This window comes from Winogradskyella damuponensis (assembly GCF_039538385.1).
In the GTDB taxonomy this organism is placed as follows: Bacteria; Bacteroidota; Bacteroidia; order Flavobacteriales; family Flavobacteriaceae; genus Winogradskyella; species Winogradskyella damuponensis.
Window position 1 is genome coordinate 261068 of record NZ_BAABCB010000028.1, and the last position, 18011, is coordinate 279078.

Annotated in this window: 17 protein-coding genes; 3 read left to right on the plus strand and 14 right to left on the minus strand. The window is 34.1% G+C overall.

Annotation, left to right across the window (positions count from 1 at the left end; genetic code table 11):
- Window positions 1-27: 27 nt before the first annotated feature.
- From ABD730_RS14645 to ABD730_RS14660, 4 genes are all read right to left on the minus strand, one after another.
- Window positions 28-741, minus strand: a complete 714-nt coding sequence (locus ABD730_RS14645; RefSeq protein WP_215926540.1) for a 3'-5' exonuclease — start codon at window positions 739-741, stop codon at window positions 28-30.
- A 62-nt stretch (window positions 742-803) separates the two neighbouring features.
- Window positions 804-1943, minus strand: coding sequence for a serine hydrolase domain-containing protein (locus ABD730_RS14650; protein ID WP_344715644.1), 1140 nt, complete (start codon window positions 1941-1943; stop codon window positions 804-806).
- A gap of 127 nt (window positions 1944-2070) precedes the next feature.
- The gene (locus ABD730_RS14655) at window positions 2071-2559 is read right to left on the minus strand and encodes a methylated-DNA--[protein]-cysteine S-methyltransferase (protein ID WP_334468769.1); all 489 of its coding nucleotides are present in this window, start codon (window positions 2557-2559) and stop codon (window positions 2071-2073) included.
- A gap of 8 nt (window positions 2560-2567) precedes the next feature.
- On the minus strand, window positions 2568-3686 hold the full coding sequence (locus tag ABD730_RS14660) for a CNNM domain-containing protein (RefSeq protein ID WP_215926548.1): 1119 nt from the start codon (window positions 3684-3686) through the stop codon (window positions 2568-2570).
- A gap of 136 nt (window positions 3687-3822) precedes the next feature.
- On the opposite strand from ABD730_RS14660, the gene ABD730_RS14665 reads away from it, so the two are divergent.
- Window positions 3823-4551 carry a GLPGLI family protein gene (locus ABD730_RS14665; protein WP_344715647.1) on the plus strand — a complete coding sequence of 243 codons (729 nt, stop codon included), beginning with the start codon at window positions 3823-3825 and terminating at the stop codon, window positions 4549-4551.
- Between the two features lie 32 nt (window positions 4552-4583).
- Here the strand turns inward: ABD730_RS14665 and ABD730_RS14670 are convergent, their stop codons facing one another.
- Both ABD730_RS14670 and hemB read right to left on the minus strand, forming a co-directional pair.
- Window positions 4584-4991: an Lrp/AsnC family transcriptional regulator gene (locus ABD730_RS14670; protein WP_344715649.1), complete on the minus strand. Its 408-nt coding sequence runs from the start codon at window positions 4989-4991 to the stop codon at window positions 4584-4586.
- A gap of 86 nt (window positions 4992-5077) precedes the next feature.
- Window positions 5078-6070, minus strand: a complete 993-nt coding sequence (gene hemB, locus ABD730_RS14675; RefSeq protein WP_344715651.1) for a porphobilinogen synthase — start codon at window positions 6068-6070, stop codon at window positions 5078-5080.
- Window positions 6071-6179: 109 nt separating this feature from the next.
- Between hemB and ABD730_RS14680 the strand changes: the two genes are divergently transcribed.
- A complete protein-coding gene (locus ABD730_RS14680; RefSeq protein ID WP_344715653.1) occupies window positions 6180-8816 on the plus strand; it encodes a DEAD/DEAH box helicase family protein in 2637 nt (878 codons plus the stop codon).
- Window positions 8817-8870: 54 nt separating this feature from the next.
- Here ABD730_RS14680 and ABD730_RS14685 read toward each other — a convergent pair whose 3' ends face one another.
- From ABD730_RS14685 to hemA, 7 genes are all read right to left on the minus strand, one after another.
- Window positions 8871-9257 (minus strand): YchJ family protein, encoded by a 387-nt coding sequence (locus ABD730_RS14685; protein ID WP_344715655.1) that lies wholly within the window; start codon window positions 9255-9257, stop codon window positions 8871-8873.
- 82 nt (window positions 9258-9339) lie between these two features.
- Window positions 9340-10242, minus strand: a complete 903-nt coding sequence (gene hemF / locus ABD730_RS14690) for an oxygen-dependent coproporphyrinogen oxidase (protein ID WP_344715669.1) — start codon at window positions 10240-10242, stop codon at window positions 9340-9342.
- A 659-nt stretch (window positions 10243-10901) separates the two neighbouring features.
- Complete coding sequence (locus tag ABD730_RS14695; RefSeq protein ID WP_344715656.1) at window positions 10902-11447, minus strand: GNAT family N-acetyltransferase; 546 nt, start codon at window positions 11445-11447, stop codon at window positions 10902-10904.
- Window positions 11444-12229: an EI24 domain-containing protein gene (locus ABD730_RS14700; protein WP_334468783.1), complete on the minus strand. Its 786-nt coding sequence runs from the start codon at window positions 12227-12229 to the stop codon at window positions 11444-11446. The genes ABD730_RS14695 and ABD730_RS14700 overlap by 4 nt, the downstream gene beginning before the upstream one ends.
- Before the next feature lie 73 nt (window positions 12230-12302).
- Window positions 12303-13331, minus strand: coding sequence for a uroporphyrinogen decarboxylase (gene hemE / locus ABD730_RS14705; RefSeq protein ID WP_334468785.1), 1029 nt, complete (start codon window positions 13329-13331; stop codon window positions 12303-12305).
- 208 nt (window positions 13332-13539) lie between these two features.
- Window positions 13540-15120 (minus strand): hydroxymethylbilane synthase, encoded by a 1581-nt coding sequence (gene hemC, locus ABD730_RS14710; RefSeq protein ID WP_344715658.1) that lies wholly within the window; start codon window positions 15118-15120, stop codon window positions 13540-13542.
- Window positions 15113-16360, minus strand: a complete 1248-nt coding sequence (gene hemA / locus ABD730_RS14715) for a glutamyl-tRNA reductase (RefSeq protein WP_344715660.1) — start codon at window positions 16358-16360, stop codon at window positions 15113-15115. Before hemA ends, hemC begins: the two co-directional genes overlap by 8 nt.
- Before the next feature lie 210 nt (window positions 16361-16570).
- Here hemA and ABD730_RS14720 point away from each other — a divergent pair, with 210 nt between their 5' ends.
- Window positions 16571-17470 (plus strand): helix-turn-helix transcriptional regulator, encoded by a 900-nt coding sequence (locus ABD730_RS14720; protein ID WP_344715662.1) that lies wholly within the window; start codon window positions 16571-16573, stop codon window positions 17468-17470.
- A gap of 21 nt (window positions 17471-17491) precedes the next feature.
- Here ABD730_RS14720 and ABD730_RS14725 read toward each other — a convergent pair.
- A partial coding sequence (locus ABD730_RS14725) for a hypothetical protein (RefSeq protein ID WP_344715663.1) occupies window positions 17492-18011 on the minus strand: 520 nt, incomplete at its 5' end.

Sequence of the window (18011 nt, forward strand, 5' to 3'; positions counted from 1 at the left end):
AATAAAGTTTCAATCTAATGCGCTAAATTACACATGTTTTATTTCATTATCGTGAAGTAATTCGTCTCCTCGCAATCTTAAGAAAATTTGAGCTACAGCAATGGTGTCTTTTTCACAATAAATGATAATACGATCTATTTCTTTCTCTTTATAATAGACACGATATACTTCACTACCATCTATGTCATCTTTTGGTGAAGGAATGCCTAAAACGTTGGTTAATAGTTTTAAAGAGGTATAGGTTTTATAATCTCCAAATTTCCATAATTCTAACGTATCGAGATGTGGTACTTCCCATGGTTTTTTACCGAAAAGATTCAATTTGTATGGTAATTCTATGTTGTGGATAATCATACGTCTTGCAATGTATGGAAAGTCAAATTCCTTACCGTTATGGGCACAAAGTAAATGCTTATTAGAACTGAAATGTGAAATCAGTAAATTTTTAAAATCCTTTAAAATCTTGACTTCATCACCGTAAAACGATGTGACTCTAAAGCTTCGAGATTCGCCTTGCATTTTAAAATAGCCGACCGAAATACACACAATTTTACCAAATTCGGCCCAAATACCAGCTCTGTCATAGAATTCTTCTGCCGTAAACTCGTCTTTACGTTGGTAACGTGATTTAGCATCCCAAAGGTCTTGTTTTGTTTTGTCTAAATCAGTGAAGTTTTCTGTTTCAGGAACGGTTTCTATGTCTAAAAATAGAATGTGTTCTAAGTTGAGTTTTGAAATCATAGCTGTTAATTTTCTAAATCTCAAAAGATTTAAAAAGCTTTAGAGATTTTAATTCTAAAAATCTATTTCTTCATCATCGCATAAGCTTCATCAATATAAACATAAAAATCCGAAGGGAAAAAATTAACTTTTTCGGGACTCCTATGGTGTCCTAGTCTGATAATGATGACGTTATCTTCAGGAATTGTAATTACATATTGCCCTAAAATACCAATCATTGCAAAGGTGTGTTTGTTATTATAATCACTAACCCAAAAGCCATAACCATAAGGCTGACCTTTAAACCTAGATTGGGTTGACTTGGCAACAAAAGTAGAATCAAGGAGCTGTTTGCCATTCCATTTTCCATGGTCTTTATAAAGCTTTCCAAAACGCGCAAAATCGCGAGCATTACTAGAGATACAGCAAAAGGCTTTTGCTAGTTTATTTTCATCATCATCTAATTGCCATAACGCATCGTTTTCGGCTCCTAAAGGTTGCCAAAAACTTTCAGAGAGATAGTCTGCTAATTGTTTTCCGGTGGCTTCTTTAATGACCATACCTAGTAATTGAGTGCTGCCACTTAAATATTCAAATTCTTTACCAGGTGTTTTTACGACTTTCTGATTTAAAATAGTTTCAGCCAAATCATCATCATAATTTGCTCTTGCTGTAATAGAAAATGGACTTGTATAAGATTCTACCCAATCTAAACCAGAAGACATAGACGATAAGTCTCCAACTGTAGTTTTTGTATCTTTAAATTGCGGATAAAAATCACTAATGGGTTGATCTAAATTTTTTATATAACCCTCCATAATAGCCTTACCAAGTAATGCTGAGGTGATGCTTTTGGCCATTGAAAAAGAATTGGTTTTAGAGTCTTTACTGTAACCTTCTGCATACTGTTCGTAAAAAATGCTATCATTTTTTATAATTAAATATGCAATTGTACCGTACTTATCATTTATGGCTGTTAACTCGTCTGTAGCTGTCACAGCATTGTAATTTTTGTGTAAGGGCCAAGCATCAGTTTGGGGGCCTTTCTTAATTGTATCATTTTCAAAATAAGGGTAATCGTCAATAAAGGCTGAAGAATGACCAGTAAAATAGACAACGCGAACTCCTTTTAAAATATAATCATAATCAAAAAAATAAGCAGTAATAACGAGTGCGACAATAATTCCGATAAGCCATTTTAGTAGTTTTTTAATGAATTTCATGTGTTCTTACTTATTGGTTTTTACTTGTCATAGGCTATGTGCTATGTATGACTTGGTTGTTTGATACGTTTGTAGAACGCTTATTTTGTAAAAGCGGATTAAAAAAATAAATATAGTAAAATTCTGACTAAAAAAGGGACTGTTGTTTGTGCTCACTTTCGTGATTAAGCAACCATTGTTTTCTGTGTAACCCACCAGCGTAACCTGTTAAACTTCCGTCACTTCCAATGACTCTGTGGCAAGGTATAATAATCCAAAGTGGATTTTTGCTGTTGGCACTTGCGACTGCTCTTATAGCTTTTATATCTCCTAATTGTTTAGATAATTGTAAATACGACATGGTTTTGCCAAATGGAATGGTTTCAAGAGCTCTCCATACTTTTTTCTGAAACGCAGTACCTTCAGGGTTTAATTTTAAGTCGAAAGTTTTTCGGGTTTCGTTGAAGTATGCTTTAAGCTGAATTACACCATCTAATAAGGGTTCAGGAATAGTGTCAGATAGTTGTTCTTGTGTGTCTAAAATTGAAACAGAGGTTAAACCATTTTCATTTCCGCTAATTTTGGCATGTCCAAGTGGAGTGTCAATATAGCAGATTTGTAGAGGTAGCTGTTCCAAAAGAAGGTTTAGTTTTCTGGATTATCATTATCAATGATACCCAATCGTTTTGCTCTAGATTCCCAGCTTCGTCTTGCTAAAAGTTGTAAGTCGGATACATTATCGCTTTCATCCATAATTTCTAAGCCAAGTAATGTTTCAATAACATCTTCCATAGTTACTAAACCACTTACCGAACCGTATTCATCTACAACTAAGGCTAGGTGGTTTCTACTTTCTACCAACTGTTCAAATAAAGTTGGAATAGGTAAACTACGATTTACAATAATAATACTTCGTTTAATATCAGATAATAATTTTGAACCATTACCTAGTGCCATTTCTTTAAAAACTTCAGCTTTTAAAACCAAACCTGTAATATTATCTGCATCATTAGTAAATACAGGAATTCTTGAAAATCTAACATTAGAGTTTGCATTAAAAAAGGCTTCAATAGTCATGCTTTCGTCTTCCGTTTTCATTACTGTACGAGGTGTCATAACATCTTTAGCTTGTACCTCTTTAAAGCTCAATAAGTTTTTAATGACTTTACTTTCGTTTTCTTCAAAAACACCTTCTTCTTGTGCAATCTCTGCCATAGCAGCAAAACTCTCTCTGCTTAAAACACTACCATGACCTTTACCGCCAATTAATTTTGTAGTGAGTTGAAGTACCCATAAAATACCAGTGTATTTTAATGGAAATATTAAAATGTTTAAAGCTTTTGATGTAAAGTTTGCTAATTGTCTCCAAAATGTGGCTCCAATGGTTTTAGGAATAATTTCTGAAGCGACTAAAATAAGAATAGTCATTATTGTAGAAACAACAGCAACCATAATGTCCTCAGTGAATTCGAATCCTAAAATGCTTCGTTTAGTAGAGCCATAAAGCTCAACATAAGCCACTTTTGCTTGCACACCAACTAAAATTGCGCCAACAGTGTGGGCAATGGTATTTAGTGTAAGTATAGCGATGAGTGGACGATCGACATCTTTTTTTAATTCTTCTAATTCTGTAGCATAAGTTTTTCCTTCTTTCTTTTTTATATTAATAAAAGTAGGAGTAATGCTTAAAAGTACAGCCTCTAAAATAGAGCATAAAAATGAAAAAAAGATAGAGATGACAGCGTAAAAAATGAGTAAGCCCATTAATGTTTTGTAGTTTTTATAAATACAAAGTTACGAAATGAATACTAATTACAACCTAGCTATTTTTTTAGTTATTACTAAGTTATAAGGAATACGAAATAAAAAGGGATATTAAAACATTTTGTAAATTAGACCTATGAGAACTATTATATTAATATTTGTTTTATTAGGGTGCTATAGTTTGTCTGCACAAATAAAAGGAAAGGTAACCTATAGTCTAGAGACTATAAAAGATAGTGTAGAAGAGCCGTTTCAAAATCGTAAAAATACAGAGGCCAAAAATGAAGCCTTATTGATGATGAAAGAATCGCAACCGGTTGAAGGCTATTTAGTGTTTAATGATAGTATCGCTATTTATAATGTGGAGCCAAAGATTGATATTCCGGGATGGAATAACAGTGGTGACGGACTTAGCATAACCCGAAGTAATATAAACCTTACTTGGTTTATGGCTGGAGGGAGTTCTATATATTACAATGACAGGAGTCGTAATTATAGCATTACTCAAAATACTATAATGGGGCCTACAAAAAGAGTAATTCAAAAACCAAAAGACTGGGTAATTACTAAAGAGACCAAACAAATAGACGGCTATACATGTTATTTGGCAACTATAGAGAAACGCAATAATAAAAAAGTAAAGGCGTGGTTTGCTCCTGAGATTCCGGTTAAACATGGTCCAAGAGGTTTTAACGGTTTGCCTGGCTTAATCCTAGAAATAGAAGATGTAGCGCTGTTATGGACTGTAATTAAAATTGATATTGACCACCCTGAAGCGGATGATATAATTGAGCCTACAGAAGGCGAACTGTTAACTCAAGAAGAATTTATTAGGTTTAGCGGTAATCCTTTTGGAGATAATTAAAGAACAATTAAAATGATATAGAAAGTAAAAAGTTAACTTTCTAAAATAATACGTGTATTTGGCACACCATATTGCGATATACGTTCCAATAAGGTTATTAAATCTTTGTTGCTTTTAAAATAAGCCAAAATGCAAAGACTGTCTTCACCTGTAATGCGATCACATCGTTGTACTTCGTCTAAGTATTTAATTTGATTGTAGGCTGTTCTTATAGTACTAGATTGATGGATTTTTAGATTGATATAAGCTTTAACATTCACTCCAAGTTTTTCATGATTAAGATGAAGCGAATAGCCTAAGATAATACCTTTTTCTTCCAATTGTTTGACGCGTTTTCCAACAGCAGGCGCAGATAAATCTACAGATTTTCCGATAGTTGCAAAGGACTCACGTGCGTTTGCACTGAGCATTTTTATGATTTTTTCGTCAATGTCGTCCATTTTTAGTTTCGAAATCAATTTATTGGTTATTCGATTGATTCGAAACTAAAAATAGTAAAATTAATTTGATTAATAATTGATATTTATTAATCGTTAAGTAGTTTAACCACATCTTTAGCGAAATAGGAAGCAATAATATCAGCACCAGCACGCTTAAAAGCCATTGTGGTTTCTAGCATCACTTGGTCGTGATTAAGCCAACCTTTTTCTGCTGCTGCTTTTATCATGGCGTATTCGCCTGAGACTTGATAAACTGCCACAGGCACATCGACTTCATTTTTAATATCTCTTAAAATATCAAGATATGAAAGGCCTGGTTTAACCATAACAATATCGGCACCTTCCTCAATATCTATTAAAGTTTCCCTAACCGCTTCTATTCGGTTACCAAAATCCATTTGGTAGGTTTTTTTGTCTTTTGGTACATCTACTAAATCCACAGGTGCAGAATCAAGAGCATCGCGAAAAGGGCCATAAAACGAAGACGCGTATTTAGCAGTATAAGCCATAATACCCGTGTTTTTATAGCCTTCTTGTTCTAATAATTGGCGAATTTGTAACGTTCTTCCATCGTTCATATCGCTAGGTGCTACAAAATCAGAACCCGCTTGAGCGTGTGTTAAGGCCATTTTTGCTAGCACTTCGGCCGATTCGTCATTAATAATCATCCCGTTTTGTACAATACCATCATGACCAACAGAAGAATAAGGGTCTAGGGCAACATCTGTCATCACTATCATATCCGGACAAGCATTTTTTACCGTTTTAATAGCGCGTTGCATCAATCCATTAGGGTTTAATGCCTCTGTACCTTTATTATCTTTTAAATTATCCGGAACTTTTACAAAGAGTAACACCGCTTTTAAACCTAAGTTCCATAATTCTTTGACTTCACCTTCAAGTAAATCTAAACTGTACCTAAAATAATTGGGCATAGACGGAATTTCATCTTTTACGCCCTTGCCTTCAACCACAAAAAGTGGTACTAAAAAATCATTTGGTGTAATGTAGTTTTCTCTAACTAAACTTCTAATAGCCGCGTTAGTTCTTAGTCTTCTATTTCTTCGTAATGGAAACATGATTATATCTTTTAGACCTGTCAGGTTTCTAAAACCTGACAGGTTTTAATGTATGAGGATTATGATTACTTTTATCACCACAAAGTTAACTAATAAAACCCATTTCTGAGTGCTCAAATCCCTAGATGATTTAGAATTTATTTTTCCTTGGAGAAGCTATCAAGCTGAACTTTTAAAGCATTTTAATAGTCATATTGCAGACAATCATTTTCATGTGATTGCACCTCCTGGTTCAGGGAAAACCATCTTAGGATTAGAAATCGTTAGAAAATTAGAAAAGAAAACACTTGTCCTTGCTCCAACATTGACCATAAGAAACCAATGGGAAGACCGCTTACAAAACTTTTTTACCGAAAATTGTGATTTTGAAGCCTATTCATTCGATATTAAAGCGCCAAGCGATATCACGTTTTCTACCTATCAATCGTTACATGCGTTTTATAAAACGTTTGAAGATAAAAACGACTATTATCAATTTTTCAAAAGCCATAATATTGAAACTTTAGTTTTAGACGAAGCCCATCATTTAAAAAATGCGTGGTGGAATTGCTTAATGGATTTAAAACGGAATTCTGAATTTTACATTGTTGCGCTCACAGCAACACCACCTTACGATAGCAGTAGAGCAGAGGTGTCTAAATATTTTACACTTTGTGGCGAGGTGGATGATGAGATAGCGGTTCCAGATTTGGTGCGCGAAGGCGATTTAAGTCCGCATCAAGATTTTGTCTACTTCTCAAAACCCGAAGATTTAGAGATTAATTTTATCGTCGATTACAGACGAGATATAGCCGATTTTAAAGATAAATTATTAAAGGATGAGGTGTTCATTAACTTTCTAATTGAACATCGTTTTTATAAAAATCCGAATTGGCATTTGGATGAACTCTATTCAAATACGGAATACTTTTCGGCCATTCTCATATTTTTATATGCTTGTGGCTTTGAAATTGATCATCAAAAATTAGAAGTTTTAGGTTTTGAAAAACAAGAACTGATTCAGTTTCCTAAGCTCGATTTGCATTGGCTTGGTATTTTGTTTCAGAATATATTAGTTTTAGACAGAGAACAATTAATTGAGCAAGAAAAGTACATTTCAACTTTAGAAAAACAACTAAGACGACTTCATGTTTTTGAACGAAATTCAGTCGATTTTATTGGAGAACAACTGCTTTACAAATCCTTATCTAACAGTCCAAGTAAATTAAAAAGCATCGTTAGTATTGTTAAGGCAGAACGCGAAAGCTTAAAACGAGATTTAAGATGCGTGATTCTAACAGATTACATTCGAAAAGAATTTTTAAATATTAAAACTGAAGAAATAGAAGACATCGATAAAATTGGTGTGCTTCCTATTTTTCAATATGTTCGTTATTATTGTAATAGGCCTGAAGAATTAGCGGTACTTTCTGGCAGTATTGTTATTATTCATCAATCCATTTTAAGGCATTTTGAAACGATTGCTTCTTTAGATGATTTTTCCTTTTCGTCCTTACAAATAGATGAATCCTTTTTATTGGTAACTTCAAAAGGAAAACCGAAAAATTCTATCGTTAGCATTCTCACCCAACTTTTTGAAGCAGGTTATATTAGAGTTTTAGTCGGTACAAAATCCTTATTAGGCGAAGGTTGGGATGCTCCATCTATTAACAGTTTAATTCTAGCGTCTTTTATAGGATCTTTTGTGTCTTCTAATCAAATGCGAGGAAGAGCAATCAGAAAAGATGCCAATGCACCCAACAAAACCGGAAACATTTGGCATTTGGCCTGCGTGGACCCAACAGATTTAGATGGCGGAAGAGAAGTAGATACTTTAAAGCGACGCTTTGAAGCTTTTGTAGGTGTAACCAACAGTACGATTCCGTTTATTTCAAATGGTTTTGAACGTTTAAATATTCCTGATGAGATTCCGGTGGAACAGATTGATACTTTAAATGAATCGACCTTAAATGTTGCAACCAAACGTATATTAACGACTGAAAAATGGAATAATGCCATCGGAAAAGGCACAAAGCTAACCAAGGAAGTCAAGGTTTTACATCAAGGCAAACGCCCTTATAAACGCCAACAGCAAATCTATTATTTTGATGTGCTTCGCTTTTTTATAGTCGAATTGTTATTTACCATGATGCTGTTTTATGTGGAGTTTGTTGCTCAAAGTTTTCATCTCATCTTACAGCGTGGTGTTTTTTATTTTATATATGCGCTTTTAGCGGCCTTTATAGGTGTGTTTGGCTATAAACTGTGGAAAGCTGCAAAACTCTACATTCGTCATGGTTATTTGTATAAGAAAATTGGAAAAATGGGATTAGCCATTTTAGATACTTTAGATGAATTGGGTTATATCACTTCGGGTAGAGCTAGTATAAACGTGAATTCTTATGTATTAGGAAAAGGCGATGTGGTTTGTAATTTGGTTGGTGCTAATGCGCTTGAAAATTCGCTATTCGCAAAAGCGTTGACTGAGCTTTTAGAACCTATAGAATCGCCAAGATATTTAATTGTAAAGACGAATTTTTTCAGAAAGCGATTAGATGTTGAAAATTTCTATCCAGTTCCGGAATTGTTTGGTGATAAAAAGGAGAATGCCTTAGTGTTTCAAAAACATTGGAAACATTATTTAGGGCAAAGCAAATTGGTTTTTACACGAAGTGTTGAAGGCCGAAAACTGCTTTTAAAAGCGCGATTGTTTCATGTGTATAATGCTTTTAAGGAAGTAACCAAAGAGGTTATGGTTTGGAAGTGATAAGTTAGACCTGCAAGGTTTTTAAAACCTGCTAGGTCAGGTTTGAGGTTTTTGCTATCGACTCAAGCCTAAGTAAAACCATTGCTCATTCTCTTTTACAAAAGCTGATTTTTCATGAATAACATCTACGTTTCCATTTTCAAAAAAGTAAGCATTAAAGGTTACCGTGCCTTCTGTATCGTTCTCAGTTCCTTTTGTGGTTTCTAAAACCTCAAGTCGTATCCATTGAACAGATTTTGCCCATTTTACAATCGCTTTTTTCTCTTTTGTTGGTCGTGTAGAGCTGTGATGCGTTGCCATTAAATAATCGCCATCCGCTAAAACAAAAGCGCTATAGCGCGAACGCATCAGTTGCTCAGCGGTTTCTGTTTTTCCGTTGTTGCTATGGAATATTTCGCAGCAGTCCTGGTAGGTTTTGGTATTTCCGCAATGGCAATTCATTGTTGCTATTTTTTAGAGACCTGCTAGGTTTGAAAAACCTGCTAGGTCAAACAGTAAACTAGACAGGTCTATTCCATTTAAATTATACCCAATCTACAGGGTTTTGTAACACTTTAATTAGTTTTTCTTCCTCGCTTCCTGCTTCAGGGGTGTGGTCGTATACCCATTGTACATGTGGTGGTAAACTCATTAGGATACTTTCTATACGTCCGTTAGTTTTTAATCCGAATAAGGTGCCTTTATCGTGTACGAGATTGAATTCTACGTAACGTCCTCTTCTAATTTCTTGCCAGTCACGTTGCGCTTTGGTGTAGTCTAAATCTTTTCGTTTTTCAACGATTGGTACATAAGCTTCTAAGAAACTATCGCCAACTTCGGTTACAAAATCGTACCAGTTTTGCATACTCATATTGTCGGTAGCTTTGCAATAATCAAAGAATAAACCGCCAATACCACGACCTTCATTACGGTGTGCGTTATAAAAATATTCATCGCAACGCGCTTTGTATTTAGCATAAAACTCTGGGTTGTGTTTGTCGCAAGCCGTTTTACAGGTTTGATGGAAGTGTTTCGCATCGTCTTCAAACAAATAGTAAGGCGTTAAATCTTGTCCACCACCAAACCATTGGTCTACAATATTTCCTTCGTTATCATACATTTCAAAATAGCGCCAGTTGGCGTGTACGGTTGGTACCATTGGATTTTTAGGATGTAAGACTAAGCTTAATCCACAAGCAAAAAAATCGGCATCCTCTACACCAAAATATTTCTGCATGCTGTCTGGTAACTTACCGTGAACACCAGAAATATTCACACCTCCTTTTTCAAAAACAGCACCATTTTCAATAACGCGTGTTCTTCCTCCGCCTCCTTCTGGTCGGTCCCAAAGGTCTTCTTGGAATTTAGCCTTGCCGTCTACTTCCTCTAGTTTAGAGGTAATAGTGTCTTGTAATTGGTGTATGTATTTGAAGAATTGGTCTTTCATTGAAGACCTAGCGGGTTTTTCAAACCCAGCAGGTCTAGAATCATCGTATTCCATATTTAATTCGTTCGGTGTATTATTGTTATGTGTTATATTGAAGTTCTTTAAGTCATCAAAAAGCCCAATAATATATGGCTTTTTCTCGCTAATTAATGTAGTATTTTCAGTACTGTATAATTTAAAAGAGGAAAACTCATAAGATTTGAAATCTTCAACAATATTATGATTTTCTGGATTTCTATGTATGTATAAAATGAGTTGTTTTAAATAATTTTCATCTTTAATGTGCTTTCTTTTAAATGGTCTTTCAAATAAAGCACCTGTTCTATAATTCTGCTTGTTGTAAGCTTTGGTATAGGCATTAAATAAATTTGAAAAAGCTTGATTAACTTCTTTGGTGTCTGTTGTGACTTCAATAGCAAAATGAAAATGATTATTGAGTAAACAGTAAGCTAGAATGTTAACTTTTGGAATTAGGTATTTCTCAACAAGTTTGAGAAAATAAGACATATTGTTGTCGTCTTGAAAAACAGTTTCACTATTGATACCACGATTATAAATATGATAGTAATTGTCTTTTTTTAGTAATTCCATTGTATTACAAATTTAGTCTTGAATTAAGTGTAGGATTGACCTGCTAGGTTTTAAAAACCTGCAAGGTCTTAGCGTGTGTTTTGTTTATTTAACTCATACAATTCCATATCCAAAGGCGATTTTCCAATTGGTGTATACTCATTAGCCAAGGTTTTAATCCATTTGAAATCATTTTTTAAAGCCACTTTTACGCTCGGTAAATTATCTTTATGAGCAATAATCTGAAGTGTTTCTAGACCTAAACTAGTAAAAGCATGTTGAGATAGTTGATTAATAGCTCCAGACATTAAGCCTTGCCCTTCAAAAGGATAACCAATGCAGTAGGCAAATTCTCCTTGTTTTATAGTCCAGTCGAGTTCCTTGATGTAAACAAGTCCTGCGAGTTCTCTGGTTTCAGTATGTTTTAATGTGAATAGAAACGTTTCTTTGTTTTCGAACTGTTTCACCATTTTTTCAACAAAGAGTTGAGATAAGGTTGGGTTTAAATTCTGTTCTAAAGTTTTTGGAAAATATAGTTTTAGTCTATCTGCATTTGCGACACAAAAATCACAAATGTTCCATGCGTCTCTTTCATGAATGGGGGTGATTTTAAAACCATTGAATGCCGTTATCATGCTTTCCATTTTTCTATGTTGGAAAGGTCTTTGTTTAATAGGTTTTCATTCTTTAAAAGCTCAACGGTCTTTAGCGTTGCAGCTGTTACACTTAAGGGTAAAACGATGATAACACCAATAACAGGAATGAATAAAAACAACATGAAAACAATACCATTTCCTATAGCAACACCTCTATATTTTCTTACAAATTGAATACTCTCACGATACTTAAAATGACGTTCTAGCGTATAATCCATATTACCGAATCCGGCATAATATGCTTGTACTAAAAACAATATAACTGTAGATGCAATATTTCCAATTAGCGGAATGAAATTCAATAATAAAATGGGTAGTGTAATTAGTAATTCCTTCCCTAAGTTTCTAACGTTAATACGAATACCTCTCCATAGTTGTTCTTGAAAAGAGGTCGTTCTGTGATTGTGCTTGTCGATGCCTGTTAAGTGTGTTTCAATTTTTTCTGAAACCGGACTCATAAAAGGTGCAGACAAGGCCATAATGATATGTTTATAAAGAATTAAACCAATAGCTACTATCATTATACCACCAATAAAGGTAGAAATGGTAGTAAAGGTTTCTTTGCCCCAATCCCAAACCCATACTTTAGCTATAAAACGCCCCATATTATCAGAAAAACCATAAGCTGATAGTCCAATAATGGTAGCAGTAACAATGCTAATAAGTATAGGAATAGCGAAGTATTTCCAAAGTTTTAATTTTGAAATTAAAGCGAAAGTTCCAGTATAGGCTTGTATACCTTTTAATATGTTATTAATCATATTATTGTTTTTAATTGACGATACTTAAAAGACGTTAAAAGGTGTTTTAAGTTACAATAATAGAGAATTAATCTTACTCCGCTTTGTATTCCTTAACGGCGTCAATAAATGCTTTGGCATTTTCTAATGGAATGTTTGGTAAAATACCATGTCCTAAATTAACGATGTATTTATCTTTCCCGAAGTCGTTAATCATTTGAGTCACCATCTTTTTAATTTCTGCCGGTGGCGAGAATAATCGTGTAGGATCAAAATTACCTTGTAAAGTGATATTCCCTCCGGTGAGGTAACGTGCATTTTTTGCAGAACACGTCCAGTCGATACCTAAAGCAGAAGCTCCAGATTTAGCCATTGTATCTAAGGCAAACCAGCAGCCTTTTCCAAAAGCAATAACAGGTGCATCATCCTTTAAGGCATCAATGATTTGTTGTATATATTGCCAAGAAAATTCTTGATAATCTACAGGAGATAACATGCCTCCCCAAGAATCAAAAACTTGTACAGCATTACAACCCGCTTTTACTTTTTCCTTTAAATAGGCGATGGTTGTATCTGTGATTTTCTGCAGTAAACCATGTGCAGCAATCGGATTTGTAAAACAAAACTCTTTAGCTTTATCAAAGTTTTTAGAGCCTTGACCTTGCACACAATAACATAAAATGGTCCAAGGTGAACCCGCAAAACCAATTAACGGAATGTCGTCATTTAGCTTTTCTTTGGTCGCTTTTATAGCCTCGTAAACATAGTTTAAAGCCTCTTTTACATCAGGAACAATGACGTTATCGACGTCTTTTTGAGAGCGAATAGGATTTGGTAAGTAAGGCCCAAAATTAGGCTTCATTTGTACCTCAATATTCATCGCTTGTGGAATCACTAAAATATCTGAAAACAGAATTGCAGCATCCATTCCGTATCTACGAATAGGTTGTACCGTAATTTCACTTGCTAATTCTGGTGTTTGACAACGTGTAAAGAAATCATATTTCGCTTTGATTTCCATAAACTCAGGTAAGTATCTGCCCGCTTGACGCATCATCCAAACTGGTGGACGTTCTACAGTTTCTCCTTTTAATGCTCTTAAAAATAAATCGTTCTTTATCATGTTTCTGTTATTCCTGTAAAAACAGGAATCTATTTTTTAATTATTTTTTCAAAAAACACCCCTAAAGTCCCCTCAAGGGGACAATTTACAGATTTAAAATTGAGTAAATTGATAATATTATGTTCATTTTGAAAATAAGATTTTTATCATAAACCTCTAAAGTTTCATAGAACAATTGTCCCCTTGAGGGGACTTTAGGGGTGTAATACTATTTGTAAAATTCATTCACCAATTCAACAACACTCTCAACCAAAGGAACTTTAGCAACTCTCACCTCTTTAAAGTACTTTTTAGCTTCAGTAGCCGTTGTTTCTCCAATACAAAATGCAATACCTTTAGCTTCATTTAGTTGTAAAAAACTTTGAACCGTTGATGGGCTATAAAACATGACGCCATCTAAGTCTCCTTCAAGTTTCTTAGCATCAAGCTTAGTTTCGTATGCTTCAACTTCGTTGACTTTGATGTTGTGTTTAGATAAAATATCAGGTATAGTGTCTAATCTTAAATTACTACAGAAATAGGTCACTTCGGTACCATCCATGTATTCAGCCATGTGTTCGGCTAAATCTTTAGCGTACTGCTCGTAATGTTTTACTTTTCCGATACGTTTTTCAACCATTCGCTTTGTCTTTCGACCTACACAATAAATATTTTTGAATTGTAATTCTACAGGTGAAAAATTAGTAAGTAAAGAATCTACAGTATTCTGACTTGTAATGATAACGTTCTCAATTTCATTACGGACGATAGTTTTATTTAATCGGTTAGGATTAATTTTAATATCATCATTACTTTCAGCAACCACTGCTTCATGAAACTTGGCTAGCTGATCGTTGGTTAGTTTTTTTGTGGAATAGATATTAGTGATTTTGTCACCTTGCGTTAATTCGTCAATTAAAACTTTACCACCTTTTCCAATGATATAATTGGCACAGAATTCTGCTACCTCTTCATGTTTGCCTAGAGGTACCACTTTAGTAACTTCTATTTTTTTAGTACCGTCTTTACTTAAAAGAACACCTTTAAAGTTAACCTCTTCTTCTTTATTTATATAACAAATCGCTCCAATTGGTGCAGTACAACCTCCTTCTAAGCGATTTAGAAATTCGCGCTCAATAGACGTACAAATTTGTGTTTCTTCGTGATTAATTTCTGCACAGATTGCTCTAGTGTCCTCGTCAGCTTCTAAAGCCGTAATCATAATAGCTCCTTGTGCTGGTGCTGGAACCATCCAGTGTAGATTAATTGAGTTTTCGGGTGTAATGTTTAAACGGCCTAAACCAGCACCTGCAAAAATAGCAGCATCCCAATCTTCGTTTTTTTCTAACTTTTCTAGTCTTGAATTTACATTTCCACGCAAACCAACAATGGTGTGTGTGGGGTAGCGGTTTAACCATTGTGCTCGTCGCCTTAAACTTCCTGTGGCTATAATGGCATCTTTAGCAGATAAAAACTCTTCATTGTCTTTAAAAACTAAGGTGTCATTAATGTTTCCACGTTTTAGAACTGCCGCTTGAATTATGCCTTTTGGTAGAACTGTTGGGACATCTTTTAGTGAATGTACCGCAATATCAATACTCCCATTTAACATGGCAATATCTAAGGTTTTAGTGAAAATTCCGGTAATTCCAAGTTCGTACAAGGGTTTATCGAGTACTAAATCTCCGGTTGATTTTACTGGGACAAGGACGGTTTTATGACCTAAATGCTCAAGTTGTGATTGAACGGTTTTTGCTTGCCACATAGCGAGCTGGCTGTCGCGTGTGCCAATGCGAATTATTTTAGACATTATTGGTAGTTTCTAACTGAAATATTTTTTTGATAAGCTCTATACTTTCATCTGAAGTGTTACTGTCTTCTCTAAGATGGTGTGCAAATTGATTGGTAATTTTTTGAATGATATTATTACTAATTAATTCTGCTTGATCTTCATTAAAATCAGCAATTTTCTTGCGTTGTGTATTAAGTTCAGAGTTTTTAAAATCTGTTAACTTATGTTTTATAGCTTGAATGGTTGGGACAAACTTTAAAGTGTCTAACCAAGCATTGAATTCTGATGTGATTTCTAAGATTATGGCCTCAGCATCTGGAATAAACGCTTTACGATTTTCTAAAGTATCATCTGTAATTTTAGCTAAATCATCCATATGTATTAGTGTGATGTTAGCATGCTCTCTAATGTCTTCGTTTACATTTTTAGGAATCGAAAGGTCTAAAACTAATAGTGGTTTTTCAGTAGAAATTAGGCTTTTATAAACCGTAGGGTTTTGTGCTCCTGTTGCTACAATAACAATGTCTGAAGTATTAATTTCATCTTCTAGTTTCTCGTAATCTTTAACGATGAGGTTAAATTTACCAGCAACTTCTTCAGCTTTATCTTTAGTTCTGTTTATTAAAGTGATATGAGAATTTTTGGTGTGTTTTACCAAGTTTTCACAAGTGTTTCTTCCTATTTTTCCAGTTCCGAAGAGTAAAATGTTTTTTTCAGAAATGTTCTCAACATTCTTCATTATGTATTGAACTGAGGCAAAAGAGACTGAAGTGGCACCAGATGATAATTGCGTTTCGTTTTTAATGCGTTTGCTTGCTTGAATCACAGAATTCACTAAACGCTCGGTAAATGAATTTAATAATCCAACTTTTTTTGAAGCTCTCGCTCCAGCTTTAAGTTGAAAGATAATTTCAAAATCACCTAAAATTTGACTATCTAAACCAGAACCTACACGAAACATGTGATTAATGGCTTCTTTGTTTTTATGAACATAAGCGACGTCTTGAAATTCTTCAACGGTCCCTTTTGTGTTATCGCACAATAATTGAATGAGTTGATAAGGGTGTTCTGCAAATCCGTACATTTCTGTTCGGTTGCATGTTGAGATTACTAAAAGACTCTCAATACCGTTTTGTTTGGCCTGCGATAAAACATTTTGCTTAGCAGTATCGCTTAGACTAAAGTGACCACGTATTTCGGCATCTGCTTTTTTATAGCTGAGACCTATAGCGTAAAAATATTTGCTTTTATTATGCATGTGTTGCGTTCGCTCGTTTACCTGACTTTGGAAAGTAACAGCACAAATGTAAATTTGATATTTAAATAAAAACAACGCTAGAAGAACTTAAAGTATCGATTGTGGTTTTTTAGCTTAGTTTTTTACTAAAACATGATAAATATCATATTTTTGTAGTAAAACCAATGGCTTTTTAGCTTTTTGTTTAGAACGAATCTAAATAGGGATGAAATGAATTTAGAAAATACAGGTTTAAAAAGTATCGCTAAAGGTACTTTTGAAGAAACGCGTATTGAAGATGGCTTTTTTGTGCTAACGCATAAAAATGAGAACGATACGGTTGAAATTCTTGAGCGCGAGATTGATAGTAGTTATATTCAGTTTCATTTTTGTACTAAAGGAACAGCTGCGTTTATGTTTAATCAAGGGAATTATACCTTGAATATTGATGAAGAAACATCGTTATTACTATATAACCCACAGCGCGATTTGCCCATTCACTTAGAATTAAAACCACATTCTTGGTTGGTCTCTTTAGTGATTTCTATTAAAAAATTCCATGGCTTATTTTCTGAAGATGCGAATTATGTTACCTTTTTAACAGATGATAATAAGGGGAAGAAGTATTATAAGGATGGAAAAATATCTCCATCCATGGCGGTTGTTTTAAATCAGTTGATTAGTTTTAATCTTAATAATTCTATTAAGTCTTTATATTTTAAAGGTAAAGCTTACGAATTAATAAGCTTGTTTTTTAACAGAAGTGAGGATGCCGATATTGAACAATGTCCGTTTTTAGTGGATGAGGTTAATGTAGCTAAACTTAAAAAAGCTAAAGATATTATGATCGCTAATATGGCAGAACCGCCAACCTTACAAGAGTTAGCAGACGACATAGATTTAAGCTTAAAAAAATTAAAAGAAGGGTTTAAACAAATTTATGGTGACTCGGTTTTTAGTTTTCTATTTGATTACAAAATGGAAGTCGCACGTAAACTCTTAGAATCTGGTGATTATAATGTCAATGAAGTTGGACTAAAAGTGGGGTACAGCACAGGAAGCCATTTTATTGCGGCTTTTAAGAAGAAATTTGGGACGACGCCTAAGAAGTATATTCAGGCTTCAACATAACAATTGAAGCCTTTTTATAAATTACTGTTTTGTAAAAGTTAAAAATGTATCTATAGGAAAAGGAAATGTTACAGGTGCGGTACACTCATTAGAGTTAATAATATCATGACCTCTATCAAAATGAAAAATCATTTCATTTCCTAATACATTATCATTATCTATATATATGATTACATCACCAAATTGCCCACATTTAGAATTTGAGCCAAAATAAGATACTAAATAAGTTTCATTATCACTAAGGAAGAACCATCCTTTCATAATTGAGGGACTCTTATTTGGTAAGATAGTGGTATCATCTAGCACTACACCATTATTATCTGTGATCTTATGCTTAATTAATAAAATATCGTTTGGGATATCAACAAGCATACTCTCAAATTTTGTAATGGTTAACTCATAATGTTTGCTGTTATAGTCTAGTGTCCAAACGCCTAAAAACTCATCGAGTGTATTATTAATGTCTTTTACCCCAGTAACATGGTCTGGTAGGCCTTCATCTTCGCTTAAAAAATAGGTGTTTGCTTCTTCTAAAGAGATT